The organism is Sinorhizobium sp. NFACC03 (genome assembly GCF_900103435.1).
GTDB lineage: Bacteria > Pseudomonadota > Alphaproteobacteria > Rhizobiales > Rhizobiaceae > Ensifer.
In genome coordinates this window covers 240,686-265,566 of sequence record NZ_FMXF01000003.1, presented here as the reverse complement: position 1 = coordinate 265,566, position 24,881 = coordinate 240,686, and the positions used below count along the sequence as shown (strand labels likewise).

Here is a 24,881-nt window from a genome sequence, read left to right as displayed (position 1 = left end):
TCGGCAAGACGCCGATCGGCTCAATCTTTTCCTTCCGCTGGACAGTGTGTGGCCGTCCTGCGGTTCTCGAACCATTCTCCAATACGTGGCCTGATGCCTTGGCTTCGGCCACAGAGTGACGTTCGGCTCCCGGTTTCGCATTCTCCTTGATGAGCGCAGCCCAGTCCTGCCGGGCTCGCTAGAAGTGCATCAGGACAACCGGGATATCGTCGACGCGCTTTCCATGGGGCTGGTGTCGCGCCGCTCGTAGGCGCGCTGGTCACGCAGGATCTGGAAGGCGATCGTCAAAAGCTTGCGCGCGATGGCAACCCGCGCCTTGTTCACTCCTCTGAACTTCAAGTGGTCGTACTGGGCGCGCAGCTCAGGATCGCTGGCGATGGCGGGGGTGACCGCCTCGACGAACGCCCAGCGCAACCATTTATTGCCCTGCCTGATGATCTTGCCGTGGAAGGTCTTGCCGCCGGAGGAATAGGTCGACGGTACCAGGCCCGCATAGGCAGCAAGCTTCTTCGGGTTGCGGAACCGGTTGATGTCGTCGATTTCCGCATCGATCAGCCGGGCGAAGAACTCGCCGATGCCGGGGATCGTCTTCAACAGCCTGACATTGCCATTGCCCTTGGTCATCGCCCGGATCGTTGTCTCCGCCTGCTTGATGCGCGCATCGATGTCGCCGATGAAGGCGAGGCCACGATCAATCTGGACGCGGTCGATCGCAGAGACCGCGACCTGCGTCAGCTGGATGCGCCCGGCCTTGCCGAACAGGTCCCCGAACTTTTTGAGCTGGGCCGTCTGTTCCGGATAACGATCAAACACCGTGACGATGCGGTTCTTCGTCATCGTGCGCAGCCGCACGTAAAACATCCGCTCGCGCAGCGCCACGCGCAGCTCGCGGGCCTTGTCGCTCGGTGCCCAGGCCTGTGGCACCAGGTCGGCCCTGAGCAGGTGTGCCAGCACGGTGGCGTCGATCTTGTCGGTCTTGATCTTGGCGTCGGCGATCGCCTTGACCTTCAACGGATGGGCGAGAACGACATCATCACAAATGTCGTCGAGCCAGTCGTAGATCACCATCCAGTTGCGCGTCGCCTCGACAACCGCATGGCTGTTCTCGCGATAGCGCTCGAGAAAGCTGCCCAGCGACTGGCGGTCGTTCTTCACCCGACCGGAGCGTAGCGTCTTGCCGCACGAATCCTGCACCACCAGGTGGCTGTAGGATTTGTGGTAGTCGACGCCGATGTGGTAATCATAGGACGCAGTCGTGCTTCCAACTCCCTTGTTGAGATCTCGAAAACCCCAACAGGATAAGCCGAAAGGCTGGAAGCGTGACTGTCCCGCAATCATCACCGCCATCTCCGTGATCCGTTCTCTCCCAGAGGCGACCTCTTTCATGTCACCTCCTTGTTGTCAGCGCGGTTCAAAACCGCCGTCGAGCTTAAGACGCGCGGCGCTTTCCCATCCCGACGTCGACATTCAAGAAAATTTCGGCTTTGCATTGCGGCGCGCCGAAAGGGTCTAACGCAGCAGTCGCCGCACAGGCGTTCAGCTCGGCGGATTGAGTTTCGGCCACAGGCCCCACGCCTCGACCGCCGCCTGTGAACGGGGGAGGAGGACGACGGATGCTCCGGCCTGTGCAAAGGCGCGGGCGGTGGCCGCGCCGATACCCTTGCTGGCCCCTGCGACCAAGGCGACCTTGCCGGCAAATCCGAGATCGTTTGTGTCCATCAATCCGCCTCCATCTGACACTGTCGCACCGTTTCTGGCGCCTCACGGCGACGGCTGATTCGTGCAAGCGCGTATGCCTCCCACACGTGGACAAGTGGCCGCCTGGGTTCGCGCCGCGGCTGCCGGATGGCAGCGAGGCCTCGGATTACCATCCGCCGCCGCCAGATCGAACAGACCTTGCCGGACGTCTTCGGCTTGCCTTCTCAGGACGATTGGCGCGGCATCATCGCCCGCGTTGACGGATCCATCCGAGGCGTCCGTCGTAACGGCTTGAAGTGGGGCACGACCCCGTCTACAGCTGTCTCAGCATATAGTCTTTGAGCAGCAAGGCGTGATTGCGCCCTTCGTCTTTTACGCTGTAGAGCAGACACACGGGGCCTTCGTCGATGCGCTGCCGCAAGAGATCGACGGCGGCCCGGTTGTCGTTGAGCTCACCAATGTAGCGCTTGCTGAACTCGTCCCAGGTGCCTTGATCCCCGTGAAACCACCGGCGCAGTTCCGTCGTCGGCGCGATCTCCTTGAGCCAGAGGTCGACCGCCGCTTCCGCCTTGGTCAGACCACGCGGCCACAGGCGATCGACCAGGATGCGCATGCCGTCCCCATCCGCCTTCGGCTCATAGACACGTTTCGTCTTCAGCTGCATGAACGCCCCTCGCCTGACCGCATTGCTTGGACCATAGCCGCCCGCCGCTGTCCAACCAAGCCTGGAGGATTTGCAGGCAGACACCAAGGGCGCGACCGCTATACCCCGCGTCTGTTGCCCCAGAGCAGAACATGCAGTTGCGGCAGCACCCGAGCCTCGAACCAGCGGTCCTCCGTCACCTTGCCGACAAGCCAGAGCATGCGGTCGATAATGCCGTCGATATCGACGGTGGCATCGTCGTCATCAGGGGGCGGCGGCGTGTGGTTGCCAGGCTGCAGGTAGAGCGGCAGATGCGGATAACGGGCCGCCGCATCGCGGGCATAGGCATAATCGCGCTCGTCGAAGACGACGATCTTCAGCGCCACCTCGGGCCGGCCTGCCGCCATGCGAAGACAGTCGTCGAAGGCGTTCCAGTCGGTCTTCATGCCGCTCGACGGCGGCTTCGGGCTCAAGACCAGCACGTCGAGATCGGCAAACCAGTCCTTGGCGGTGCTGCCCTGCGTCTCCAGGGCAAACCGGTAGCCTTCCTCTCGCCCACGCGCGATCAGAGGTCCAAGCGGCTGGATCGCCGGATTGCCACCGGATAACGAGACCGTGAGCGGCTTGCTGCCGGATAGCCGGCTGACTTCGCTCCAGATCTCCTCCACCGTCATCGGCAGCCATTGGTCGCGATATTCGCTGTCGACCGCATGCAGCGTGTCACACCAGCTGCAGCGATAATCGCAGCCGCCCGTGCGCACGAACACGGTCGGCAGGCCGATCAGGATGCCCTCGCCCTGGATCGTCGGCCCGAAGATTTCGCTGATCCGGATGCGCGTTTCGCCAGGCCCGGTCATGGCCGGTATTCCGCCCAGGTCTTCGGTGTTTCGCTGACGCGCACCGCCGAGGTTTCAGGGAGCCTCACCTTGCACCAATCGTAGAAATGCTTTGCCAGACATTCGGCCGTCACCTGGTCATGGCCGAGGACGTCATTGAGGTGACGATGGTCGAAGCTCTCGTCGATGTAGCGCTTCAGTGGCGCCAGCTCGTGATAGTCGCGCACGAAGCCGTGTTCGTTCAGTTCCGCACCGGCAAGCTCGACTTCAACGACGTAGTTATGCCCGTGCAGCCGGGCGCACTGGTGGTCCGCCGGCAGGCTCTTCAGCTGGTGCGAGGCGGAGAAATGGAACTCCTTGGTAATCCGGAACATCACTTCACCTCCTCGGCTGAAAAAGCAGACGTCGCCGCCACCCAGAAATCCGGATCCTCATAATCGGTCGGGTCCGCAACACTGGCAAGATGAAAGGCCTCGCGCCGCTCGACGCAGGTGCCGCAGCGGCCGCAATGGCGTGCGCCACCCTTGTAGCAGGACCAGGTCTCTTCGAAGGGTGTCGCATGGCTTGCGCCGTCGGTGACGATATCCGCCTTCGATACGGTCACATAGGGCGCGTAGAGTGCAACGCTGGCATAGCCGTCGAGCGCCTGGTTCTGCATCGCCTGAAACGCATCGATGAAACCGGGACGGCAATCGGGATAGATGAAATGATCGCCGCCATGCACGGCGACCGCAACCGCGTCCGCCTTCTGCGCCGCCGCAAGCCCGAAGGCAATCGCGAGCATGATGGCGTTGCGGTTCGGAACCACCGTCGCCTTCATGGTTTCCTCGGCATAGTGGCCGTCGGGCACGTCGACATCGTCCGTCAGCGCCGATCCGGTGAGGTGGGCGCCGATGGCGCGAATGTCGATGATCTGATGTGGAACGCCAAGCCGCCTCGCACAGGCGGCGGCAAAGTCCAGTTCCTTGCGGTGTCGTTGTCCATAGTCGAAGGAGAGCAGGCCTATAAGCTCCTGCTCGGCTGCGACCTTGTGGGCAAGCGATACCGAGTCCAATCCGCCGGAGCAGATGACAATCGTCTTCATGATAGGTGTCCTTGTTTTGACCGGGTAGGCTGCGACCGGATTACGGGGTGCCTTCTAGGACAAAGCAGAGGCGATGGGAAGCTTAATGTCGGAGATTGTGGCGAACAAATACTGTTTCGACGACCGAACATCGGCGCTGTGGCACAAGGCCAAGAGAAATTTTCGATCACCAAGGGGAACGGGAAGCGTCTGCAAGCGTTGCGGCGTGAAGGTCGCCGATGCATTGGTCAATAGCTCGCGCGCCCATAATGGCGGAACTGGGCGCGCGGGTTTCGATGATTCTTGAGATGCGTCAGTGGCTATTGCTGAAGCCCCGGATACGCCCATACGCCCGAAACACGCATCAGATCGCGGTAAATTACCAACCTCTCGTCAGACCCGACCTTTGCCGCCTCATCCTGGGATGGTGCGTCCAGCGCATTCAGCGGCACCACTGCCGTCAGCAGGTCGCGCTGTTTCAATGCGTCTTCCATTACTGTGCGAGCTCGGCGCATGTGGCTTGAGCTGGTCACCAGGATCACTGTGTCGGCCTGATGCCGCACCAACAGATTGGCAGCATTGATCACATTGCCGATCGTGTCTTTCGACTTGTCTTCAATGATGATGCGATCGCGGCTGACACCCTTGTCGACCAGCCACTTGGACATCACGTCGCCTTCAGTAACGCCATTCTTCGGCACGCCGCCACTTACCATCACCAGTGCTGTCGGGTTCGCCTCTGCAGCCTTCAACGTCACGTCGAGGCGATCGAGCAAAGTCTGCTGCGCCGTGCCGTCATCCGCCAGCGCGTAGCCCAAGGCGACGACCACGATTTTGCCGGGCACCGTTGGGATATCGAAGTTGGGCTTTTCGGCCATGATCTGTTCTGCGCGAACAAAGCGCTTGCGATACTCCTCCGCGCGTTCGCGATCGAGCCCTGCGAGCGCTTGATGGGCGAGTGCCGCGCCGGTCTCATCGCCACGGATGCGGGCAATCGCTTCCAACCAGCTTTGAGCGTCAAATGCGGTCGGCTCCTTGTCAAGGATACCCTGGAACGTCGTCTGCGCCTCGTCGAGCTTCTTCTGGATGATCTGCGTTGAGGCGACGGCATACTGAAAATCCAGCCGCTCTGGTGCTAACGTCGACGCTTCCTTGAAGGCCGCTTCCACGACATCGTACTTGCCGTGCAAGGTAATGCCCTTGAAGACTTCGGCTTCCGCTTTTTTGACGTCGCCTCCCGACCAGTAATACTGCATGCCAGTGTCCACCAGCTGCTTGATACGGCCAGCGCTGGTCTGATCGAAGGCCACGGCTGGAGCGACCGAGATAAGACACGCTGTTGCTGTCAACACTGCCAGGAGTCGGCGTCTCGCGCCGCCCGCCTTCGTCCGATGCGGAACATCCGACGCAAACACGATCGAGCCCGTCAAAAGGGCAAGAATGGAACTTGGCTTCATTTGATATCTCCCAGTTTTCCGGTTGCCCACAGGCTTGCTCGCCCTCGGGCCGATAAGCGTTCCGTAATCACTTCCGATCTGGCCAATCTATATGCGGCCAGTATTAGCAATACCAAAACATGACCACCTGTCTAGTGCGCGATGTCAAAACGGACCGCGACTGCGACCAGATTCGGAATAAATCATATTACATTTCTTACAGATAGCGCACACAAGTTGCGTCAGCATTCAGAGACAGTTGCTAGTTGGTATTATATTGGTATTATCCAATTGTGCACCGCACGCGCGCACCGGGCGGTGCGCGGTCGTTCCGTGAACGCCAATGTCATGGGCAATCAGCTTTTGCCTGCGTGGAGTTCTACGGCTTATGGGAAGGCAAAGTGGCGGCCTCGCTACCGAAGTCCATGCGGAAGCATGCGCCGCCGCCTGGCGAATTCAGAACGGTCATTTGCGCACCATGCCTTCGCGCAATCTGCAGCACGAGATTGAGACCGTGGCCCGCGCCTAGATGCCGCGGCTTCAGCCGGTAAAATGGCTGCCTCGGGAACGCCGGGACCATCGTCGCAGATCTCGATCACGCCGTTACGCTCGACCCGAACGACAATCGCTCCCCGGTTTCCGGCATGCTCGATCGCATTTTTTACCAGGTTGATGATGGCACGCCTGAGAGAAGGCGAGCCCGCCTGAACGAGCGAGCGCTGCACCGCCGGCTCATATGAAAAGTCGTAGCTTCATCGATCGCCAGCGTTGAAATGTCCCGGCTCGTCCGATTGACGATCCATGGCACGCCGGCGACCGTCACCAGGGCCAGCAAGACCAGCATCGGCGCTCGCGAAAACTGCAGGATGAGAGCCGACTGGCTCATCAACTCGCCTTGCCCGAATACCGTGAAATCGCCTTCCGCATTCGACCGCCGCCGGAGAACGGCAAGATAGGGTGATGGATCACCGGCATCGCGAATGTCCGAATAGGTCATCCTGCCGAGATTCTCGCTCACGCCCCGGTAGATCGCGGGGATGTCACCGACCTGAACAGTCTCTCCGTAGTCGTTGCGCGCGATGAACCAAAAGTCTGGATGCCTGGCATGGACGTCCCCCATTTCCTCGGTTTTTGCCAGTACGAGTTTGCCCTCCGGACCTCTCCGGATCGCGTCGAAGGCCTTCTCCACCGGCGCTGGGCTGACCAGCACACCGCCTTCGTCGGCAAGGACCAGGAGGCTTACAAACGAAAGTCCGAAAGCCAGCAGCATCGCCAACTGGAGAACGAGAAGCTGGGCGATCAGCCGCTGTTTGAGAGATCGGGGCCACGGTTTCCTCACCGGCGGCACCATAGGGCTGGAATTGAATGCGCGGTGCATCGTCGGGCCTCGCTCGGACGCGTTCGATGGGAGCTAACTTTTTGAAATCACGCAAATCTGAAAGAAGATCGTTCTACACGGTTTCAGGATTTGCTCTCAATCCGGGTGAAGCTGCAAACTCGAGATTGCACCGACATTACGCCAGCTGTTCGCGGCCCGGCGCTGCGGCGCCGGGCCGCGACCTTCACTGCTCGTCATCATGCATGCGCATGCGGGTGCTGCCGTTCGTCCCAGACCGACCAGATCGCGAGCGCAGTCACCAGTGCCCCGAGGACGACGTGCGTCCACATGGGACTGGCGCTGGTCGAGAAGCCGAGCAGCCAGGGGGAAGCGATCAGCCAGAGCCCGACGACGAGGCTTGCCCATTCCTCCCATTCCGCAAACATGGCAAGTGTTGCGATCGCCAGAACGCCGAGCACGACGGCGGCGGCCCAAGCGTTCCAAGCCGGAACGCTCTCGACAACGAAGCCCATGATCCACGGGGAGATGAACAGGCAGAGGGCGAGAACCAGATTGATCCAGTCCTGCGCTTTCTTTCCTTCCATCAGTGCCATGACAACCTCCACGAATGAAGTTTGACCAAAGCGTACGACCGCGTGCGGCGCACGCTCTGGAAATCATAATAAATTCAATCGAAAACGCTTTCAAATCTTTTTCGCGCGAGTACCCGGTGATCGCACATGCGAAAGCGCGCAGCGAACCGACGATCCGCTGCTTTCAAAGGGTGTCAAAGCACCGACTTGCCACCCGCTATCTCGGGCTCTCTAGATCATTTCATTGTTTCACCGAAACACTGAAGTGATCTAAGTCTTTGAAATTACGCAATTCCGGACGGAAAACCGTTTCGCACTTTTCCTGGAATTGCTCTAGTAACCTCGCGCAGCACCTGCGCCGATGCGGCTGTCGACGGCGCCATTGTAGCGGGCGCCGCCGCCGGCCCCGATGTCGGAGAGGCTCTCGCCGCCGACGAGGATGCCGGTCGCCTGCCCCCAGATCGTCCAGCTTTCGTCGATCTGAACGTTATGGCCCATCGCCGACAGCAGCTTGCGGGTGTCGGGCGAGAGCGCATAGGGCTCCATGAACACCTTGTCCGGCAGCCACTGGTGATGGATGCGCGGCGCATCGACGGCTTCCTGGATGTTCATGCCGTGATCGATGACGTTGAGGATCGCCTCGAGCGTAATCGTAATGATGCGGGCGCCACCGGGGCTGCCGATCACCATGAAGGGCTTGCCGTCCTTGGAGATGATCGTCGGGCTCATCGACGACAGCGGCGTCTTGCCGGGCGCGATCGCATTGGCCTCGCCCTGGATCAGCCCATAGAGATTGGGCACGCCCGGCTTCGAGGTGAAATCGTCCATCTCGTTGTTGAGCAGGATACCGGTTCCAGGCGCCACCACGCCGGCGCCGAAGGAGCCGTTCAACGTATAGGTAACGGCGACCGCGTTGCCCTCGTCGTCGATGATCGAATAGTGGGTCGTCTCCTTGCTTTCGCCGAAGCCCTTGGGGATCAGCGTCGCGGAGACGCCGGCGCGGAACGGATCGATCTTGGCGCGGATTTCCTTCGCATAGGCCTTGTCGGTGAGTTTGGCGATCGGGTTTTCGACGAAATCAGGATCGCCTAGCGACGTGTTGCGGTCGACATAGGCATGGCGCATCGCCTCGATCATCGCGTGAACCGTGTCTGCGGCGCCATAGCCCATGTAGGAAAGCGGATAGCCTTCGAGCACGTTGAGGATTTCACAGATGATCACGCCACCGGAAGACGGCGGCGGCGAGGAGACGATGTCATAGCCGCGATAGTTGCACTTGACCGGCTCCAGTTCGCGCACCGCATAGCGCTCGAAGTCCGCCTTGGCGAGCACGCCGCCCTTCTCCGAGCTCGCCTTGACGATCTGATCGGCGATCGCGCCCTTGTAGAAGGCGTCCGGGCCTTTTTCGGCAATGCTCGAAAGCGATGCGGCAAGGTCCGTCTGGACGAGTTTTTCGCCGGCCGCAAAGGCCTTGCCGTCGGGCTTCAGGAAGATCGCGGCCGCGGCCGGATCTTTCGCCAGCCTTTCGGCCCTGCCCTCGAAGGTACTGACATCGCCCTCCTCCAGCACGAAGCCATCTTTGGCTAGCGCGATCGCCGGCGCGATCAGTTCGGCAAGCGGCTTCGTGCCATAGCGGCTCCGCGCGACCTCGAAACCCATGACGGGCCCCGGCACGCCGACGGCGAGATAACCATCGGTGCTCAACCCTTTGATGACATCTCCCTTCCCGTCGAGATACATGGTCTTGGTTGCCGCCTGCGGCGCCCGCTCGCGGAAATCGAGGAAGGTCGTCCTGCCGTCCTTGAAGCGGATGGTCATGAACCCGCCACCGCCGATATTGCCGGCAGTCGGATAGGTGACGGCGAGCGCATAGCCGACTGCAACCGCCGCATCCACCGCGTTGCCGCCGCTCTTCAGGACCGCGACACCTACATCCGAGGCCAGGTGCTGGGCAGTCACCACCATGCCATGCTCGGCCTTGATCGGCTCCGGCGAGGCGGCTCGGCCCTCTGGCGGAGCCAGGCTTAGCGCAAGAAACAAGGTGACGGGCAGGCTCTTCAAGCGAAAACTCAGCATGCGTCTCTCCCTCGCAGGCGTTGCTCGCAGTGCCTTGCCGGCGGCCGCGACGCGGACGCCCGCCACCGCGTTCAACGCGGCGGCAACAATCTTTTGGCCAGGCAAGCACTGATTGTGGGCAGCTATGAAGTCAGCGGAGTATAGCCACGCCCGGTCGGCGATGGCAATTCACACCTGACCGATGGCAGCGTTTGAACGCGAGGGGCTGTCTTGGGCGGGCTCCCCCGCAGGCAACGGGGGGGGAACCATACGGCTCTCGTCAGGCGGCATCCGCCAGGATGAGAGCCGCGCCCTTTTCCGCAACCATCATCGTCGGAGCATTGATGTTGCCAGCCGTAATGTTCGGGAAGATCGAGGCGTCGACGACGCGCAGACCCGGAACGCCATGGATCCGCAGGCTGCTGTCGACGACGGAGCTCGCCTGGTCCGGCCCCATCGCGCAGGTGCCGCAGAGATGGTAGATCGAGCCTGAGTTTTCGCGAAAATAATCCATCAGCGCGTCGTCGCTCTGAACGCGCGGCGCGGGCGAGATTTCTTCCGCGGTCAGTGAGGAGAGCGCCGTGGCCGACGCGATCCGCCGCACCAGCCGGCTTCCCTGCAGCACTTCGTCGATGTCGCGGTCGGTCGTCAGGTAGTTCGGCCGGATCAGCGGCTTTTGCGCGGGGTCGCCGGATGCGATCTGGATGCTGCCGCGGCTGGTCGGCCGGCAGGAGTTGAAGCAGATCAGGTAGCCCGGATAGGGCTCCGGTTTCAACCCGGCCTTCGGGTCATTCGGGATCCGATAAGACAGGGGATTGAAGTAAAGCTGGATGTTCGGCCGCTCTTCGTCGGGTCTGCCGCGGAAGAAGCCACCGGCCTGATTGACGCTCATGGAGAACGGACCCTTGCCGGTGAGCAGATATTGCAGGCCGAGCCGCATCTGGCCGAACAGGCTGCCGAACTCGTCGTTGAGCGTCGGGATGGTGGCGCGATAGTAGAAGCTGGCGCAGAGGTGATCCTGCAGGTTCTGGCCAACCGCCGGCAAATGCCGCTGTGTCTTGACCCCGAGCGAAGACAGCGTCTTGCCGTCGCCGATGCCCGAAACCTGCAGCAGTTGCGGGCTGCCGACGGCGCCAGCGGCGAGGATGACTTCGCGGCCGGCGGTAAAGCGCCGGCGGGCACCGTTCTGGACGACATCGACCCCGGTTACGCGCCCGTCATCCGCAAAGACCAGCCGCTCGGCCTGAGCGTAGCGTTCGATCGTCAGGTTGGGCCGCTTGAGCGCCGGGCGCAAATACTCGGCGCTCGAATGCGAGCGGCGGCCATTGTTGGTGTTGACGTCGTAGACGCCGGCGCCTTCGAGCGAGGCTCCGTTGAAATCCTCGTTCAGTGGCAGTTGCAACGATCCGCAGCTCTCGAGAAAGGCGTCGGTGATCGGATGCGTCATGCCGCGCATCGGGGTGATGTGGATCGGGCCTTCGCCGCCATGCCATTCGGACGATCCGCGCGCATGGGTTTCGAGCCGGCGGAAATAGGGAAGCACGTCGTCATAGCCCCAGCCCGCATTGCCGGCGGCTTTCCAGTCGTCGAAATCGTCGCGCGCGCCGCGCACGTAGATCATCGCGTTGATCGATCCGGAGCCGCCCTGGACCTTGCCGCGCGGCACGTAGATGCTGCGATCCTGAAGCTCGGCTTCCGGCTCGCTCGAATACATCCAGTTCACCTGAGGGTTATAGTAGCTGCGGGCGTAGCCGACCGGGATCTTGAACCAGAAGGAATTATCGTTGCCGCCGGCCTCGATCAAAAGCACCTTGTGGCGACCGTTCTCGCTGAGCCGGCTCGCAAGGATGCAACCCGCCGACCCGGCGCCGACGATGATGTAATCGTAGATCATCTCGTGTCCCTGATATCCGAATTCACCCGCGCGCGGGGGCAAAGGCCTTCACGTCCGCCGGCCGGCTGTCCATCTGCAGGTGCAGGCGCTCCCCGGCGTAGGGCGTATGCTTTTCCACGACATCCATGTTGAGTTCGATGCCGAGGCCGGGCTCGCGCGACGGGATGAGATAGCCGTCCTCGACGGTAAGCTTGGTCTTCAGCACATCGGCGTGGAACCCGGAGAAATCGAGGATCGCCTCGTGGATGAGGAAGTTCGGCGTGGCAGCCGAAAGCTGGATGCTGGCCGCCGCTCCCACCGGACCATTATAGAGATGCGGCGCGATCTGGGCGTAATAGGCCTCAGCCATGCCGGCGATCTTCTTCGCCTCGAGCAAGCCGCCGACGCGTGCCACGTTCATCTGCAGGATCGACGCGGCCTTGAGTTCAAGCACGCGCTGGAACTCGTATTTGGTCGTCAGGCGCTCTCCGGTCGAAACGGGGATGGAGGTTGCGCGCGCGACCTCGGCCATCGCCGCCTCCTGTCCCGGAGGCACTGGCTCTTCGAACCAGAGCGGATCGTATTTTTCCAGGCGCTTGGCAAGGCGGATGGCGGAGGACGGAACCATCTGGCCGTGGGTGCCGAAGAGCAGATCCGCACTGCTTCCGACCGCGTCGCGGATCTTGCGGCAGAATTCCTCGCAGCGGTCCATCACGCCAAGCGAGAGCTGGTGCCCGGAATAGTTGGTGTAGGGGCCGGCCGGATCGAACTTGACCGCGGTGAAGCCCATCTCAACCATCTCGACCGCGCATTCGGCGGCAAGATCCGGATCGTTGAAATCGAACTCGCCGGCGGCGTTCTTCGGGTAGAGATAGGTATAGGCGCGGAGCTTCTCGTGCACCGTCCCGCCCAAGAGGTCCGAGACCGGCCGGCCGGCGGCCTTGCCGATGATGTCCCAGCAGGCGATTTCGAGGCCCGAGACTATGCCCATCATCGTCGGGTCGGGGCGCTGGGTGAAGCCACTGGAATAGGCCGAGCGCCAGAGGCGCTCGATCTGGTGCGGATCATGGCCGAGCAGGTGCCGTTCGAAGACATCCTCGATCAGCGGCGTCAAGGCGCTTGGATGGAACGACGTCGCATAGATCTCGCCGATGCCCTCGATGCCGCAGGCAGTCGTGAGGCGAACGAAGATCCAGTACATGCCGCCCACATGCGGCGGCGGGACGGCAACGGCATAGGTCTTGAGAGACGCGATCTTCATGGGTGTCATCCCTTTTTCTTGAGGCGGGCCATCAGGGCCAGGGTGGCAATGGCGCCGAGGACGCAGACGGCGGCGATATAGCCGAAATAGAGCTGGTAGCCGGTGATGCCCGGATAGCGGTCCGAGAGGTATCCGTTGACCAGCGGCAGGTAGGTGTCGGGCGCGTAGCCGACCAGCGAAATGATGCCGATGGCGAGACCGGTGATGTTCGCCGGCACATGGCAATCGTCGAGGATCGCCCAGTAGAGCCCGCGGATCGTATAGGTGATGAGGCCAACGAGCAGCACCAGCGCAACGAAAAGGACCGTTGAGCCAATGCCCGGCAGGACGATCATTGCCACGAGGCTGGCGGCCGCGACAATGAAGCTCAGGAGCAGGATGCCGCTCTTGCCGTAGCGGTCGCCGAGCAGGCCGCCGCCGATACCGCCGACCGGACGCAGCCAGAGCTTGACCGTGACGATCAGGCCGGCCATGGCGGCGGAAATGCCGAAACCACCCTCCTGCAGATAGGCCGAGAAGCTGTAGGTCGCGAGGAAGACGTGGTAGCCGCAAAAGATGATCGCTGCGACCAGCCAGACCTCGGGAATGCCGAGCAGCGTCCTGATGTCGGCGACAAGGCTGCCCTCGCGCTTGCGCGCGGTCCTGTCCGCAGCAACCGGCGGCGACACCGCGAAATAGGCGATGCCGACGACGATGCAGAAAATGGCATAGAGCAGCACGACGTCGCGGAAGCCGGTAGCAAGTCCGGCGCCGCCCGTTTCCGTCGTGAAGACGAAGAGCGCGATGGCGACGCTTGCGAGCAGCGCTTCGACCAGACCGCGGCCGCCATCGAGGATGCCGAAGAAGCGTCCCTGCTCATTGGCACCGGCGATCAGGTTCACCTGCTTGAGCGTCGCCGCCCAGAATGTGAGACCCGTGGTGACGCCAAAACCGCAATAGATGACGAGGAGCGACGAATAGCCCGGCAGCGTCGCGTACCAGAGACCGAGCAGACCCGTGCCGACCATGGAGATGAGGATCAGGATGCGCGGTTGGACGCGGTCGGCAAGCCACCCGCTCGGCAGGTAGCCGACGAGGAAGCTGGTTCCGAGGATGGAGTAAAGGACGCCGAGCTCGGTGTTGGTGAGCTTCAGCACCTCCAGCATCGTCGTCTGGTAGGACTGACGAAGATAGAGGATCGGATAGATCGCACCGGCGGCGATCACAATCAGTGCCAGCTGAAGGTAGCGGCTGCGGGCCGACACGGATTGCGCGGCGATTTCTGTTTCGGCAATTGAGCTCACGGGCAGTCTCCTCCGCGGCCGAGGGCGAGAGCGATGCCATCGGCCTGGTATTGTTGTTGGTGGTGTCGGAGCAATTCCGGCTTTCCGTCGGGATTGCTCGAATTCAAGATGATCAGTGTTTCAGGACCACGAGGCGCGTCTGGGTGAATTCCAGCATGCCGTGTTTGCCGTCGTCGCCGCCAAGGCCCGAACGTTTCCAACCGGCATGGAAGCCTTGATAGGGATCAGCCGGGAAGCGGTTGACGTAGAGTTCGCCGGCCTCGATCGCATCGCTGGCACGCATCACCGTGCGGTAATTCTCGGTGAAGAGCACCGAGCTCAGGCCGAACTGATGGTCGCTCGCCTTTGCCAGCGCTTCCTCGAAGGTGGTGTAGCGCAGAACGGCGAGCACCGGGCCGAAGACTTCTTCGCGAACGATCTCCATATCCTGCCGGCAGCCGGAAATCAGCGTCGGCGGGTAGAAATAGCCGTCCCCCTCAGGCAGATAGCCGCCGGTCTCAACGACGGCGCCTTCGGCCTTCGCCTGCTCGACCATCTCGTGCACGCGCTTTTGGGCGGCGGCATTGGCGAGCGGCCCCATACGACCCGCATCTTCGGCGCGGTCGCCGAATGTGCGGGCGGCAAAGTCTTCGCGCAACTTAGCCAGCAGCCGATCATGGACGCTTTCATGAACGTAGAGCCGCTCGGCGCTGGTACAGACCTGGCCGCAATGGGTGGTCTTGGCGGCGATGATCATCTGCGCCACGGCATCGAGATCCGCGTCCGGTTCGACGATGACGGGCGTCTTGCCACCGAGTTCGAGCGACGGCTTGGCGATGTTTTCCTTGCAATATTCGAGCACGATGCGGCCGGCCGAAACGCTGCCCGTCAGCGTGATCATGCCGACGCCGGGATGGGTGCAGAGCGTCTTCGCGACATCGTGCGACATGGTGAGGATGTTGACGAGGCCGTCGGGCAGACCCGCTTCGACGATTGCCTCGGCGACGGCGAAAGCGGAAGTCGGCGTGTTGTTGCTCGGCCGCACGACAACGGCGTTGCCAGCAATCAACGCCGGGGCGATCTTCCGCACGAGCGTATAGATCGGATAGTTGAATGGGATCAGGCACGCCGCGACGCCGATCGGCACGCGCTTGAGGATCAGGGTTTCGCCGGGATTGTCGCTCTCGATCACCTCGCCCTCGATGCGGCGGGCCCATTCGGCGTGGTAGCGCATCAGCTCGGCGCCGTAGATCACTTCGGCGGTCGCATCGGCAAGGCTCTTGCCCGACTCCTTCGCCAGCGCGGCACCGATGCGTTCGGCCCGGCTCTCCAACACCGCCGCCAGCCGGCGCAGCGCGTCACCGCGCTGGATTGCCGGCAAGGCACCCCAGACGCGCTGCGCCTTCACCGCGGCATCGACCGCTGCCTTCGCCTCGTCATCCGTTGCCGCCGGCACGGAGGTGAACACCTGGCCGGTCGCCGGATTGCGCACGTCGATCACAGTCGTAGAGGAGCTTCCGATGAAGCGGCCGCCGGAGAAGTTGCGATAGGGGCTCATGGCATCTCGGAATTGTTCGGCGCGATCCGCACGCCGATGGCGGTGCGGGAGGCGGACTAGCCGGGAGAGAGCTTCACGAGCGACGATCCGGCCTCTCTCCCTGACCGCAACCGTCAGGAAAATTGATGCGACGATGCGGAAAAGGGCACAAGCGAGTAATTTTCGGTGAGAGCATTCCAAAAAGGAATGCTTGCTCACTCGGCCCGGTCGGCGGCGGCCTCCGCCAGCAACCAGGCGCGGAAGGCCTCGACCTTGCGGTTGCCTGCCGATTGCGGCCGTGTCACGAACCAGTAGGATTCATGGCCCTCGACTTCAACGTCGAAGAGCTGCACCAACTGACCCGACTGCAATTGGTTGCGGACCATCGAGCGGTCGGCAACGGTGACACCGAGCCCGGCGCAGGCTGCCTCGATCGCCAGATCGAGCAGGTCGAATTCCAGTCCGCCGCGGGTATCGACGTCCTGAAAACCGGCCGCATCCAGCCAGTGCCGCCAGGTCAGATAACGCCGGTCGGGCGAGGCGAGCACATGCAGGAAAGTGAAGCGCTGCAGGTCGGACGGACCTTCGACCTTCGCCCCCTCAAGCAAGGACGGCGCGCAGACGACGACGTGCCGTTCCGTCATCAGAATGCTGGCATCCAGCATCGGCCACTCGCCGTCGCCGAAACGAATGGCGCAGTCCAGAAGCCCGCGCTCGGCAAGCGTATCCGTGGCTTCCGTGCTGAGGCTGATATCGACGTCGGGCAGAGCCTCGCGCAACCGGGCAAGACGCGGCAGCAGCCAGCGCTTGGCAAAGGTCGGCGGCACGTTGATCCTGAGCCGGTTCTGGTTGCTCTTCTCGGTGATGCTGCGCAGCGAAACCTCGATGCTGTGAAACGCCTCCTGGATCGTCGCCAACAGTTCGGCGCCGGCCGGCGTCAGTTCAAGATAATGGTGGCGGCGGATGAGAAGGTCTTCGCCAAGCTCGTCCTCGAGGTTACGCACCTGCCGGCTGACGGCGCTTTGCGTCAGGTTGAGGCGCTCGGCCGCGCGCGTGAAACTGCGGGTCTGCCCGACCACCTCGAAGACCTTCATCGCCGACAATCCTGGAAGTCTTCGCATCGATATTTTGGCCTCAGAAAGCTTTACACTCACATCTCCGCGACCGTCGTCGCGGGATCGATGCGCACTTTTGCGTGCCACGCTCCAGCGTACAAGCGCGAAAATCCAAATCGCTCCAGGCTGACCGCAAGCACGCGCCCGGCTGTCTCCGAACGACAAACGGCGGCTTTCGCCGCCGCTTGCCTATCCAATCAATCGCCTGGCCAAGCCAAACTGGAAACTCACTCGCTCCTACTCCGCAGCGTAAAAACCGTAAAGCACCGGCATCAGCCCGACCAGCGCCTCGAAGCGCTTGAAGGACTTGCGCTCCGGTCGCGTCCAGCCGGTTTCGGCGAGCGCTGACAGCCGCGGGAAGACGAGGCGGTCGAAGACGGCGCGATCGGTCATCGGCTCCGACCATATGCAGCATTGCACGCCGAGCAGGTGTTTCTTCTGCGCGTCGGTCCAGCCCTCGACCGGATCAAAGGTGTAGAGCCTTTCCGGATCCGACCAGCCGGCCCAGCTGGCGCCAGGCTCCGACCAGGCCGGGCTGTTGGCCATGTCGAGATAGTAGACCTGACCGGGGCAGACGACGATGTCGTAGCCTTCCTCGGCAAGGGCTGCCGACGCCTCGACCGTGCGCCAGCCGAAAAGCAGCGACTTTTTCTTGTCGATGACGTTGCCGTGCGCTGCCTCCTGCCAGCCGCCGGTGACGCAATCGCGGCTCGCGAGAAACGCCTGCACGCGCGCCAGGAATTCGCCCTGCAATACGGCAGCACCCGATCCGTCGATCTCGTCGGCGCCGTGGGTGTTGGTGACGACGTTCAGCCGCTTGGCATGGGTTTCGGCAACCTCGTCTCCGGCAAGCGCCCGAAGCCGTGTGAGCGCCTCGGGCGAGCCCGACCAGGCGCCGAGCGGTACCTCGTCGGCGCCGACATGAATGGCCCGCATCGGGAACAGTTCAATCAGTTCGTCGAAGATGATCTCGAGCACCCGGTAGGTTTCTTCTCGTGCCGGATTGAGGCAATTGTCCGGGAAGCCCTGGACCGAAAAATAGCTGCCCTGCTCCTCGGGGTCACGCAGTTCCGGGATCGCCTGCAGCATCGCAAAGGAATGGCCCGGAATGTCGATCTCCGGCATCACCTCGATGCCGAGGCTTGCGGCGAGCGTCACGATCTGACGGATCGCTGCCTTGGTGTAGTAACCGCCGGTCGGCTCAGGACCGGAGCCGAGCAGCGGCGGGATCTTGCGACCATGGCCGCGCCAAGCGCCGATTTCCGTCAGGGCCGGATAGGCGTCGATCTCGACGCGCCAGGCCTCGTCATCGGTCAGGTGCCAGTGGAAGCGGTTGAGCTTGTTCCAGGCCATCAGCCGCAGGAAGCGCTCGACTTCCGCCGTGCTGTAAAACTGCCGGGCCACGTCGAGATGGGTGCCGCGCCAGGCAAGTGCCGGCTCGTCCTTGATCTCCCCGCCCGTGGGAAACACGAACGTGCCCGGATGAAGCCGCGCGCCGCGCAGGACCTGTCCCAGCGTGATCAGACCATAGAGGATGCCGGTTTCGGTGCTGCCGGAAACGGTGACACCGGCGGGGGAGAAGCGGATAATGTAAGCTTCCGGGCCAAGATCTTCTGCTTTCGACAGGGCTACCGGGAAGCCGCCCTCCGACGCCGGACGGACGATGCCCTCGACCGGAAACAGGTTTGCCGTCAGATCGGCGAAGGCTTTGGCAGCGCCGGAAGCCTCGTTGCCCTCGGGTTTCAGATCCAGGCCGGGAGGCGTCACCAGTTGTCCGGAAACGGAAACGGCCTGCGGCCACGGTACAATCGAGACCGGCACCGGTGCCACCTTCGGCACCGGATAGACGGCAGCACCCCGCTTCAGTTCGGCATTGTCGCCATGCGCCCGCGCGGCACGCACCGCGACCGGCGCCATCGTGCCGTCGGAAAGCACGAGGAAGGCAGCGTTGGCGCCATCGGTCCAGTGGCGCGGCTCATAGCTCATGCCGTGTGCCTTCAGCGTCCAGGTGGCGCCCGGCGGCACTTCGAGGCCTTCCGGCGGTGCGAACTCCGCATAGTTGGAGAGGCGGATCAGGAGCCGGCCACCTTCAATCTCGGCAGCTGGGTCGATACGAGCCGGGCCGGAAACGCCGAGGCGAAAACCCTTGAGCACTCGATCCGAGTTGTTGGTCAAGGTCAGTGCATAGACCGACCTGTCAGCTGTGCCGACCGGGACCCAGAGGGTTTCCAGCAGGAATTCAGATTTGGCGGCAAACGTCATCAAACGGCTCCATGAAAGATTGATCTCGCAAGCCAGCCCAGTGGCCGGCGGGTTTTCCTGGGGATTGGCTGCCCTCGGTTCACATAGCTCACGCCGGAGCTTGGCCAAGGGCGCGGACGAAATGGTTTTCGGCGACCTCCTCGACAGTGTTCGAGGCCGGACGGCTCAGGCGCCGCACTTCATCGGCATGCGCCAGGAAGCGGGCGCTCCGCCCCGGCACGAACGGGCGATCCGGATCGGGCACGGCCGAAAGAAGAAGCTGGGTATAGGGATGGCGAGGGTTGCCGATGACGGCGGCCGTCTCTCCCCATTCGACCATCTGCCCGGCAAACATCACGACGATCTCTTCGGCAATGTGTGCGGCCGTGGCGATATCATGGGTGATGTAAAGCATCGCGAGGTTCCGTTCGCGTTTGATCCGCGCGAGCAGCTCGAGGATATCGAGCCTGATCGAAACGTCGAGCATCGACGTCGGCTCGTCGGCGACGAGCACGTCCGGCGCAACAGCAAGCGCCCGGGCGATGTTGACACGCTGCCGCTGGCCGCCGGACAGTTCGTGCGGAAATTTCCGTGCCGTCACATTGGGATCGAGGCCGACATCGGCAAGCAGGCGCGCAACCGCGGCCCGCGCTTCGCCGGCATTGTTTGCGTGGCGATGCAGGAGCAGCGGTCGCGCGAGATGGTGATAGATGGAGAAGACGGGATTGAGCGACGCGAAGGGATCCTGGAAGACCATCTGGATGGCGCGGCGCCGCAGCTTCTCGGCGACGCGGTCACCCGCTTCGGTCACGTCTGCGCCGCGAAATTGCATCGTCCCTGCGCTCGGCGCATCGAGCCGTGCGACAATGCGGGCGCAGGTCGTCTTGCCGCAGCCGGATTCGCCGACGAGCGCCAGAGCCCGGCCAGGCTTCAAAGACAGGGATATTCCTCGCAGCGCCTCGACAGCGCCGAAGCTGCGCCTGATATCCTTCAGACGGACGATGGCGGCCTGATGGTCAAGGATTGTGCTCGATACCGGCATGATGTTCATTCGACGACCCCCAGGCTGCGGACCGATGACGGCAGTTGCGGGATCGCGCCCCAGAGTTTTCGCGTGTACTCGTGGATCGGCGCACGGCTGATCTGATGGGTGTCGCCGACCTCGACCAGTTGCCCCTTCAACATAACACCGATGCGGTGGCAGAGCTGCGCCATCAGATGCAGGTCGTGGGTGATGAACAGCACGGAGAAGCCGAGGCTGCGCTGCAGGTCGACGAGCTGTTCCAGGATTTCCCGCTGCACCACCACATCGAGCGCCGTCGTCGGCTCGTCCATGATGATGAGCTCCGGCTTCAGTGCCAGGCAGATCGCGATGACGATGCGCTGCCGCATGCCGCCGCTGAACTGGTGCGGATAGTCGTCGAGACGACCCGCCGGAATGCCGACGAGCCGGAACATTTCTTCCGCCCGCGCCCGCGCCTGTGGCCGCGTCGCGCCGGTGTGTTTGCGCAGCACGTCGAAGAATTGCGCCTCGACCCGCATCAGCGGGTTGAGCGAGTTCATGGCGCTCTGGAACACCATGCCGATCCGCCGCCACCGGACATTCTGCAAGGCGGATTCCGGCATCTTGAGAAGGTCTTGCCCATCGAGCAGGATTTCGCCGCCGGCGACCCAGGCCGGGGCTTTCGACAACCGGGTGATCGCGTAGGCGATCGTGCTCTTGCCGCAGCCGGATTCGCCGGCAAGGCCGAAGAGCTCACCGCGCCTAACCTCGAACGAGACGTCGTTGACGGCACGGAAAGCGCCGTCGTCGAGCAGGTAATCGACGTTGAGATTGCGGATCTGAAGCAGTGCGTCGCTCATCGGGCAGCCTCCAGCTCGCGGCGGCGCAGCCGCGTGAGGCGCAGCCAACGGCTCAATGCCGGACCGGAGCGAAGCTGCGGATTGGCGATCTCGTCGAAGGTGAAATTGACGAGCGCGAGACCTAGGCCGACGAGAGCAATGCCTGCGGCCGGTACGGCGATGTCCCACCAGGCGCCGACGATGATCGCCGAGGAGTTCTGGGCGTTGTAGAGCATGGTGCCCCAGGTCACCCGCAGCGGATCGCCGAAGCCGAGATATTCGAGCGTCGTCTGCGCGACGATCGCGTAGATGATGCTGCCGACGACGTTGATGCCGATCAGCGGCACCAGATTGGGCAGGATTTCCACGAAGATCACCCGCCAATGCGGCTCGCCGACCATACGCGCCGCCACCACGAATTCGCGCTGCCTGAGCGCCATGGTCTGCGACCGGGTCATGCGCGCGCCCCAGGGCCAGGAGGTGAGAGCGATGATCGCCATGATCGCCAGCGGCCCAACGGTGCCGGCAAAGGAGGCGAGCAGGATCAATAGCGGAATGTTGGGGATCACAAGCACGGCATTGGTCGCGAGGTCGAGTGTCGCGTCAGTGCGCCCGCCGAAATAGCCGGCAACGAGGCCGACGATGGTGCCGAGCCCGGTAATGGCAAGGCCGGTGGCAAAGCCGACGGCAAGCGATGGCCGGGCGCCCCAGACGAACTGCGAAAAGACGTCGCGGCCCATCTTCGTCGTGCCGAAATAATGCTCGACCGTCGGTGGCTGGTGCGAGCGGCCGACGCGCTCGCTCGGATCGCCGGGCGCCAGAACCGGTGCGAACAGCGCCGTCAGACAGAGCGTGAGAATGATGATAAGGCCGGCGACGGCTTTTTTCTGCCGCCAGAACAAGGAGACGCCCGCATTCATGCCCTGCCCTCCCTTATGCGCGGATCGACCACGCCATAGATGATATCGACCAGGAGATTGGCCCCGAGCGTCGCGATCGTCATCAAGAGCAGCTGTCCCTGGATGACCGGATAATCGCGGGCGACACTCGCGGTATAAAGCGTCAGGCCGAGGCCGGGATAGTTGAAGACGATCTCGGTGACGATCGAACCGCCGAAGACCGCCCCCAGCATCAGCGCCAGGTTGGTCAAAACCGGCAGCATGGCGTTGCGGGCCGCATAGCCGAACATCACGGCCGCTTCGGACAGGCCCTTCGCGCGTCCCATGGTGACATAATCTTCGCCAAGCACCGAAATCATGCTGGAGCGCATCGTTGTCTGGAACTCGCCGATGAGATAGGGCGAAAGCGTCAGCACCGGCATGATCGCATGCAGGAAGACGCTGCCGAAGAAGGTAAAGTTCAGCCCGGGATCAAGGCTCGGATCATAGGCGTAGCCGACCGGCAGCAGCCGCAGCGTGACGCCAAAGGTGAACAACGTCGCGAGCGCGATGATCACCGGCGGCACGGCGATCAGCACGACCGAGAACGGCGAGACGAAGCTGTCGAAACGGCCACCACGACGCCAGGCGGCAATGGCGCCTAAGAGCACGCCGATTGAGAGCGAAAAGACGATGGCGGTAACGACCAGGAATGCGGTCCAGCCGGCCGAACGGCCGAGAACCTCGAGCACCGTCTGCGGGTAATATTTGACGGAGACACCGAGATCGAAATGGGCGAGCCCGACGACATAGTCGACGAATTGCTGCCAGATCGGCTGCTCGATCGCGCCGAAGCGCGCCTTGATCGCCTCGATGGCCGCGGGCGTTGCCCGCGGTCCGAGTTGGGCGATCATGCTGTCGACGGGGCTCCCCGGCATCAGCCGGGGAACCGCAAAATTCATGACGATCGCGAATAGGAACGCCACGCAATAGACGGCAAGCCGTCGACGGGAAAGTAACATCGTTGGGGCCTGTCGTCGCTTATTGCACGGGCTTGAGGCGGAGCAGGTGCACCAGCCGCATCCGGTTGTTGTCGTGGTCCTCCGGGTTCATGACAGGTTCGTCCTTGGTGACCCAGCCGGTAAAGCGTTTGGTCGAGAATTGGTACCAGGTCGGGCCGTTGAAGACGGGAACGACAGGCAGGTTGTCGGCAACGATCACCTGCACCTGGTCGAACAGCTTCTTGCGCTCCTCGTCCGTCGCGGCGCGGCGGTATTCATCGAAGACCTTGTCGAGCTCGGGGTTGGAATAGCGCGACGGCGCGCTGGTGATGCGCCCGCCGAAGCCGGTCGACAGCGACTGGAAGTAGCCGCGGAAAGGCGTTGGGCCATCGGCGCGGGAATTCATCACCGCCTCGAAGCTGCCGTCGAGGATCTGCTTCTGCCACTGCTCGTATTCGGGCGTGGCAACCGACGCATTGACGCCGATCTTGCGCAGGCCTTCGGTTGCGATCTGCACCGCGTCGATCCAGTCGGTCCAACCGTTCGGAACGATGATTGGGAAAGCGATCGGCTTGCCGCTCGGCGTGGTGCGGAAGCCTTCGCCGTCCTTCTTGTAACCGGCATCGTCGAGCAGCTTGTTGGCCTTGTCGATGTCATAGGCCAGCCACTCGTCCTGCGCACCCTCGGCTGCCTTGTTGCGCCAACTGTCGAAGCGCGGCGGCAGGCCGCTCGCAAGGGTGTTGACGACGGGATAGCCAAAGCCGGCGATATCGACCATCGCGGTGCGATCCATCGCGAGGCTGAAGGCGCGCCGGAAGGTCATGTCGTTGAAGGCCTCGGCATTGCCGGGATTCGACGACTTGAAGTTCATCTGGAAGGCAACGGTTTCCGCCGGTGGCTGCCAGTAACCATTGTGCTCGGCGTCAAGGCCGACATAGGTCTTGTCGATCTGCGGCAGGAACGACCCAAACCAGTCGATCGCGCCTTCCGGCAAAAGCGCCAGCATCTGGTCGTTGCCGGAGATCTGCGGCAACTTCAGGCAATCGACCTTGAGCGAGGCGGCGTCCCAATAGTTGGGGTTGCGGCATTGTTCGTAGACCTGCGGCGTGAAGCGGCGGATCTCGGTCATCGGGCCGGAGCCGACAGGCGTTTCGTTCTTGAAGGCGAGCAGGTCCCTCACGTCCTTCCAGATGTGCTCGGGCACCACGGGAAAGTCGGCGAGCGATTCCGGGAAATGCGTGTCGACGCCCTTGAGATTAATCTTCACTTCGGTCGGTGATGGCGCCTCCACCGAGGCGACCGTTTCGCCGACGCCGACGGTATCGACGGCCGGGTTCTTCAACATCATCTCCAGCGTAAACTTCATGTCGGCCGAGGTCAGCGGCTTGCCGTCCGACCATTTCACACCGTCACGCAGGGTATAGGTGATCGACTTCAGATCGTCGGCGAACTTGTAACCTGTCGCCAGCCGCCAGACCGGCTTGCCGCTGTCATAGTCGTTGAAGATCACCAGCGGTTCGTAGACGAAATCCATGGTGCTCTGCCGCCGGCCGCCGAGGTCGAACGGGTTGAAGTTCTGCACCCAGCTCGTTTGTTCCTCGATGTGCATGGTGAGCACCGCTTCGGCCCGGGCCTCGGCGGCCGCGACCATCATCAGCGCTGCGGCGACCGGTCCAAGACGCCATCGCGCCGCTGTCACCCTCTTCCTCCCGGCCTCCGGAGCGTTACCCAAAAGCCGCATTTCCTCGACTGCCGTCATGACGAATTCCCCCTCAGGTTTCGTTGATCGATCTATTAAGTCAAGTAATTTGACTTAACGATAAGTCTGCCAAAGAGGCGCTGTCAATCGGGCGAATTCGCCCTGCCTAAAGTTTCGGGAAAAGAGGGTGAGTGGTATTTCTCATTGCAATACCAATTGCGGAAATCGAGCCTCGGGGATCGGTTCGGCCGCCCGATTTTGATCGCAGAACAACCTGGCTCAGCATCGCAAAGAGAATCACGGCCTAGCCCAGGATCTGCGAAAGGCTCAACGGCGTCCCGAGAAATGCCCGCGTGAAAAGCAGCACCCAGACCGGTTCGCAGCACATGATGACCGACGCCGCGAAACTGGAGAACTTCCGGAGTTGCCCCGTTAAAACTCAGGATATCCAACGTGCAAGATCATGATAAACTCTACCATTGCGTGTATCAATTCGAAACATAGCGAACTGCGATCCTTGGCCGGAGCGG

At 62.5% G+C, this 24,881-nt stretch carries 22 protein-coding genes; all 22 read right to left on the bottom strand.

Features of this window, described 5'->3' with window-relative positions:
- Positions 1 to 189: 189 nt before the first annotated feature.
- The 22 genes from BLU35_RS08180 to BLU35_RS08075 all read right to left on the bottom strand — a co-directional run bounded on the left by BLU35_RS08180 (position 190) and on the right by BLU35_RS08075 (position 24,306).
- Positions 190 to 1,347: an IS110 family RNA-guided transposase gene (locus tag BLU35_RS08180; protein ID WP_176907168.1), complete on the bottom strand. Its 1,158-nt coding sequence runs from the start codon at positions 1,345 to 1,347 to the stop codon at positions 190 to 192.
- 189 nt (positions 1,348 to 1,536) lie between these two features.
- The gene (locus tag BLU35_RS08175; RefSeq protein WP_210185119.1) at positions 1,537 to 1,719 is read right to left on the bottom strand and encodes an SDR family NAD(P)-dependent oxidoreductase; all 183 of its coding nucleotides are present in this window, start codon (positions 1,717 to 1,719) and stop codon (positions 1,537 to 1,539) included.
- Between the two features lie 292 nt (positions 1,720 to 2,011).
- Positions 2,012 to 2,362, bottom strand: coding sequence for a DUF488 domain-containing protein (locus tag BLU35_RS08170; protein WP_093232674.1), 351 nt, complete (start codon positions 2,360 to 2,362; stop codon positions 2,012 to 2,014).
- Positions 2,363 to 2,460: 98 nt separating this feature from the next.
- A complete protein-coding gene (gene queE / locus BLU35_RS08165; protein ID WP_093232673.1) occupies positions 2,461 to 3,198 on the bottom strand; it encodes a 7-carboxy-7-deazaguanine synthase QueE in 738 nt (245 codons plus the stop codon).
- Entirely contained in the window at positions 3,195 to 3,551 is a 357-nt protein-coding gene (gene queD, locus BLU35_RS08160) for a 6-carboxytetrahydropterin synthase QueD (protein WP_058329947.1), read from the bottom strand. Before queD ends, queE begins: the two co-directional genes overlap by 4 nt.
- Complete coding sequence (queC, locus tag BLU35_RS08155; protein WP_093232672.1) at positions 3,551 to 4,261, bottom strand: 7-cyano-7-deazaguanine synthase QueC; 711 nt, start codon at positions 4,259 to 4,261, stop codon at positions 3,551 to 3,553. The genes queD and queC overlap by 1 nt, the downstream gene beginning before the upstream one ends.
- Positions 4,262 to 4,560: 299 nt before the next feature.
- A complete protein-coding gene (locus BLU35_RS08150; RefSeq protein WP_093232671.1) occupies positions 4,561 to 5,697 on the bottom strand; it encodes a YdcF family protein in 1,137 nt (378 codons plus the stop codon).
- Positions 5,698 to 6,089: 392 nt separating this feature from the next.
- A complete protein-coding gene (locus tag BLU35_RS36635; protein ID WP_093232670.1) occupies positions 6,090 to 6,401 on the bottom strand; it encodes an ATP-binding protein in 312 nt (103 codons plus the stop codon).
- Positions 6,338 to 7,027: a hypothetical protein gene (locus BLU35_RS08140; protein WP_093232669.1), complete on the bottom strand. Its 690-nt coding sequence runs from the start codon at positions 7,025 to 7,027 to the stop codon at positions 6,338 to 6,340. The genes BLU35_RS36635 and BLU35_RS08140 overlap by 64 nt, the downstream gene beginning before the upstream one ends.
- A 224-nt stretch (positions 7,028 to 7,251) precedes the next feature.
- The gene (locus BLU35_RS08135) at positions 7,252 to 7,608 is read right to left on the bottom strand and encodes an SPW repeat protein (RefSeq protein WP_093232668.1); all 357 of its coding nucleotides are present in this window, start codon (positions 7,606 to 7,608) and stop codon (positions 7,252 to 7,254) included.
- Between the two features lie 312 nt (positions 7,609 to 7,920).
- The gene (gene ggt / locus BLU35_RS08130) at positions 7,921 to 9,663 is read right to left on the bottom strand and encodes a gamma-glutamyltransferase (protein WP_093232667.1); all 1,743 of its coding nucleotides are present in this window, start codon (positions 9,661 to 9,663) and stop codon (positions 7,921 to 7,923) included.
- 259 nt (positions 9,664 to 9,922) lie between these two features.
- Entirely contained in the window at positions 9,923 to 11,536 is a 1,614-nt protein-coding gene (locus BLU35_RS08125; RefSeq protein WP_093232718.1) for a GMC family oxidoreductase, read from the bottom strand.
- 22 nt (positions 11,537 to 11,558) lie between these two features.
- Positions 11,559 to 12,776 (bottom strand): mandelate racemase/muconate lactonizing enzyme family protein, encoded by a 1,218-nt coding sequence (locus BLU35_RS08120; protein ID WP_093232666.1) that lies wholly within the window; start codon positions 12,774 to 12,776, stop codon positions 11,559 to 11,561.
- A 5-nt stretch (positions 12,777 to 12,781) separates the two neighbouring features.
- Positions 12,782 to 14,059 carry an MFS transporter gene (locus BLU35_RS08115; protein WP_093232665.1) on the bottom strand — a complete coding sequence of 426 codons (1,278 nt, stop codon included), beginning with the start codon at positions 14,057 to 14,059 and terminating at the stop codon, positions 12,782 to 12,784.
- A 112-nt stretch (positions 14,060 to 14,171) separates the two neighbouring features.
- Positions 14,172 to 15,596: an aldehyde dehydrogenase gene (gene aldA / locus BLU35_RS08110; RefSeq protein ID WP_093232664.1), complete on the bottom strand. Its 1,425-nt coding sequence runs from the start codon at positions 15,594 to 15,596 to the stop codon at positions 14,172 to 14,174.
- Positions 15,597 to 15,790: 194 nt separating this feature from the next.
- Complete coding sequence (locus BLU35_RS08105; RefSeq protein ID WP_093232663.1) at positions 15,791 to 16,669, bottom strand: LysR substrate-binding domain-containing protein; 879 nt, start codon at positions 16,667 to 16,669, stop codon at positions 15,791 to 15,793.
- 258 nt (positions 16,670 to 16,927) lie between these two features.
- Complete coding sequence (locus tag BLU35_RS08100) at positions 16,928 to 18,952, bottom strand: beta-N-acetylhexosaminidase (RefSeq protein WP_093232662.1); 2,025 nt, start codon at positions 18,950 to 18,952, stop codon at positions 16,928 to 16,930.
- A gap of 88 nt (positions 18,953 to 19,040) precedes the next feature.
- Positions 19,041 to 19,982 (bottom strand): ABC transporter ATP-binding protein, encoded by a 942-nt coding sequence (locus tag BLU35_RS08095; protein WP_286161464.1) that lies wholly within the window; start codon positions 19,980 to 19,982, stop codon positions 19,041 to 19,043.
- Entirely contained in the window at positions 19,979 to 20,794 is an 816-nt protein-coding gene (locus tag BLU35_RS08090) for an ABC transporter ATP-binding protein (RefSeq protein WP_093232661.1), read from the bottom strand. The genes BLU35_RS08095 and BLU35_RS08090 overlap by 4 nt, the downstream gene beginning before the upstream one ends.
- The gene (locus BLU35_RS08085) at positions 20,791 to 21,693 is read right to left on the bottom strand and encodes an ABC transporter permease (protein ID WP_093232660.1); all 903 of its coding nucleotides are present in this window, start codon (positions 21,691 to 21,693) and stop codon (positions 20,791 to 20,793) included. The genes BLU35_RS08090 and BLU35_RS08085 overlap by 4 nt, the downstream gene beginning before the upstream one ends.
- Complete coding sequence (locus tag BLU35_RS08080; RefSeq protein WP_093232659.1) at positions 21,690 to 22,673, bottom strand: ABC transporter permease; 984 nt, start codon at positions 22,671 to 22,673, stop codon at positions 21,690 to 21,692. Before BLU35_RS08080 ends, BLU35_RS08085 begins: the two co-directional genes overlap by 4 nt.
- Before the next feature lie 19 nt (positions 22,674 to 22,692).
- Positions 22,693 to 24,306 (bottom strand): ABC transporter substrate-binding protein, encoded by a 1,614-nt coding sequence (locus BLU35_RS08075; RefSeq protein WP_093232716.1) that lies wholly within the window; start codon positions 24,304 to 24,306, stop codon positions 22,693 to 22,695.
- Positions 24,307 to 24,881 lie beyond the last annotated feature (575 nt).

Bases quoted from the DNA above. Each gene is read 5' to 3' on its own strand.
- queE (WP_093232673.1), bottom strand. From the start codon at position 3,198: ATGACCGGGCCTGGCGAAACGCGCATCCGGATCAGCGAAATCTTCGGG.
- aldA (WP_093232664.1), bottom strand. From the start codon at position 15,596: ATGAGCCCCTATCGCAACTTCTCCGGCGGCCGCTTCATCGGAAGCTCC.
- BLU35_RS08135 (WP_093232668.1), bottom strand. From the start codon at position 7,608: ATGGCACTGATGGAAGGAAAGAAAGCGCAGGACTGGATCAATCTGGTT.
- BLU35_RS08080 (WP_093232659.1), bottom strand. From the start codon at position 22,673: ATGTTACTTTCCCGTCGACGGCTTGCCGTCTATTGCGTGGCGTTCCTA.
- BLU35_RS08150 (WP_093232671.1), bottom strand. From the start codon at position 5,697: ATGAAGCCAAGTTCCATTCTTGCCCTTTTGACGGGCTCGATCGTGTTT.
- BLU35_RS08105 (WP_093232663.1), bottom strand. From the start codon at position 16,669: ATGAAGGTCTTCGAGGTGGTCGGGCAGACCCGCAGTTTCACGCGCGCG.
- BLU35_RS08120 (WP_093232666.1), bottom strand. From the start codon at position 12,776: ATGAAGATCGCGTCTCTCAAGACCTATGCCGTTGCCGTCCCGCCGCCG.
- BLU35_RS08075 (WP_093232716.1), bottom strand. From the start codon at position 24,306: ATGATGGTCGCGGCCGCCGAGGCCCGGGCCGAAGCGGTGCTCACCATG.
- BLU35_RS08085 (WP_093232660.1), bottom strand. From the start codon at position 21,693: ATGAATGCGGGCGTCTCCTTGTTCTGGCGGCAGAAAAAAGCCGTCGCC.
- BLU35_RS08095 (WP_286161464.1), bottom strand. From the start codon at position 19,982: ATGAACATCATGCCGGTATCGAGCACAATCCTTGACCATCAGGCCGCC.
- queD (WP_058329947.1), bottom strand. From the start codon at position 3,551: ATGTTCCGGATTACCAAGGAGTTCCATTTCTCCGCCTCGCACCAGCTG.
- BLU35_RS08140 (WP_093232669.1), bottom strand. From the start codon at position 7,027: ATGGTGCCGCCGGTGAGGAAACCGTGGCCCCGATCTCTCAAACAGCGG.
- BLU35_RS08180 (WP_176907168.1), bottom strand. From the start codon at position 1,347: ATGGCGGTGATGATTGCGGGACAGTCACGCTTCCAGCCTTTCGGCTTA.
- ggt (WP_093232667.1), bottom strand. From the start codon at position 9,663: ATGCTGAGTTTTCGCTTGAAGAGCCTGCCCGTCACCTTGTTTCTTGCG.
- queC (WP_093232672.1), bottom strand. From the start codon at position 4,261: ATGAAGACGATTGTCATCTGCTCCGGCGGATTGGACTCGGTATCGCTT.
- BLU35_RS08090 (WP_093232661.1), bottom strand. From the start codon at position 20,794: ATGAGCGACGCACTGCTTCAGATCCGCAATCTCAACGTCGATTACCTG.
- BLU35_RS08170 (WP_093232674.1), bottom strand. From the start codon at position 2,362: ATGCAGCTGAAGACGAAACGTGTCTATGAGCCGAAGGCGGATGGGGAC.
- BLU35_RS08175 (WP_210185119.1), bottom strand. From the start codon at position 1,719: ATGGACACAAACGATCTCGGATTTGCCGGCAAGGTCGCCTTGGTCGCA.
- BLU35_RS08125 (WP_093232718.1), bottom strand. From the start codon at position 11,536: ATGATCTACGATTACATCATCGTCGGCGCCGGGTCGGCGGGTTGCATC.
- BLU35_RS08100 (WP_093232662.1), bottom strand. From the start codon at position 18,952: ATGACGTTTGCCGCCAAATCTGAATTCCTGCTGGAAACCCTCTGGGTC.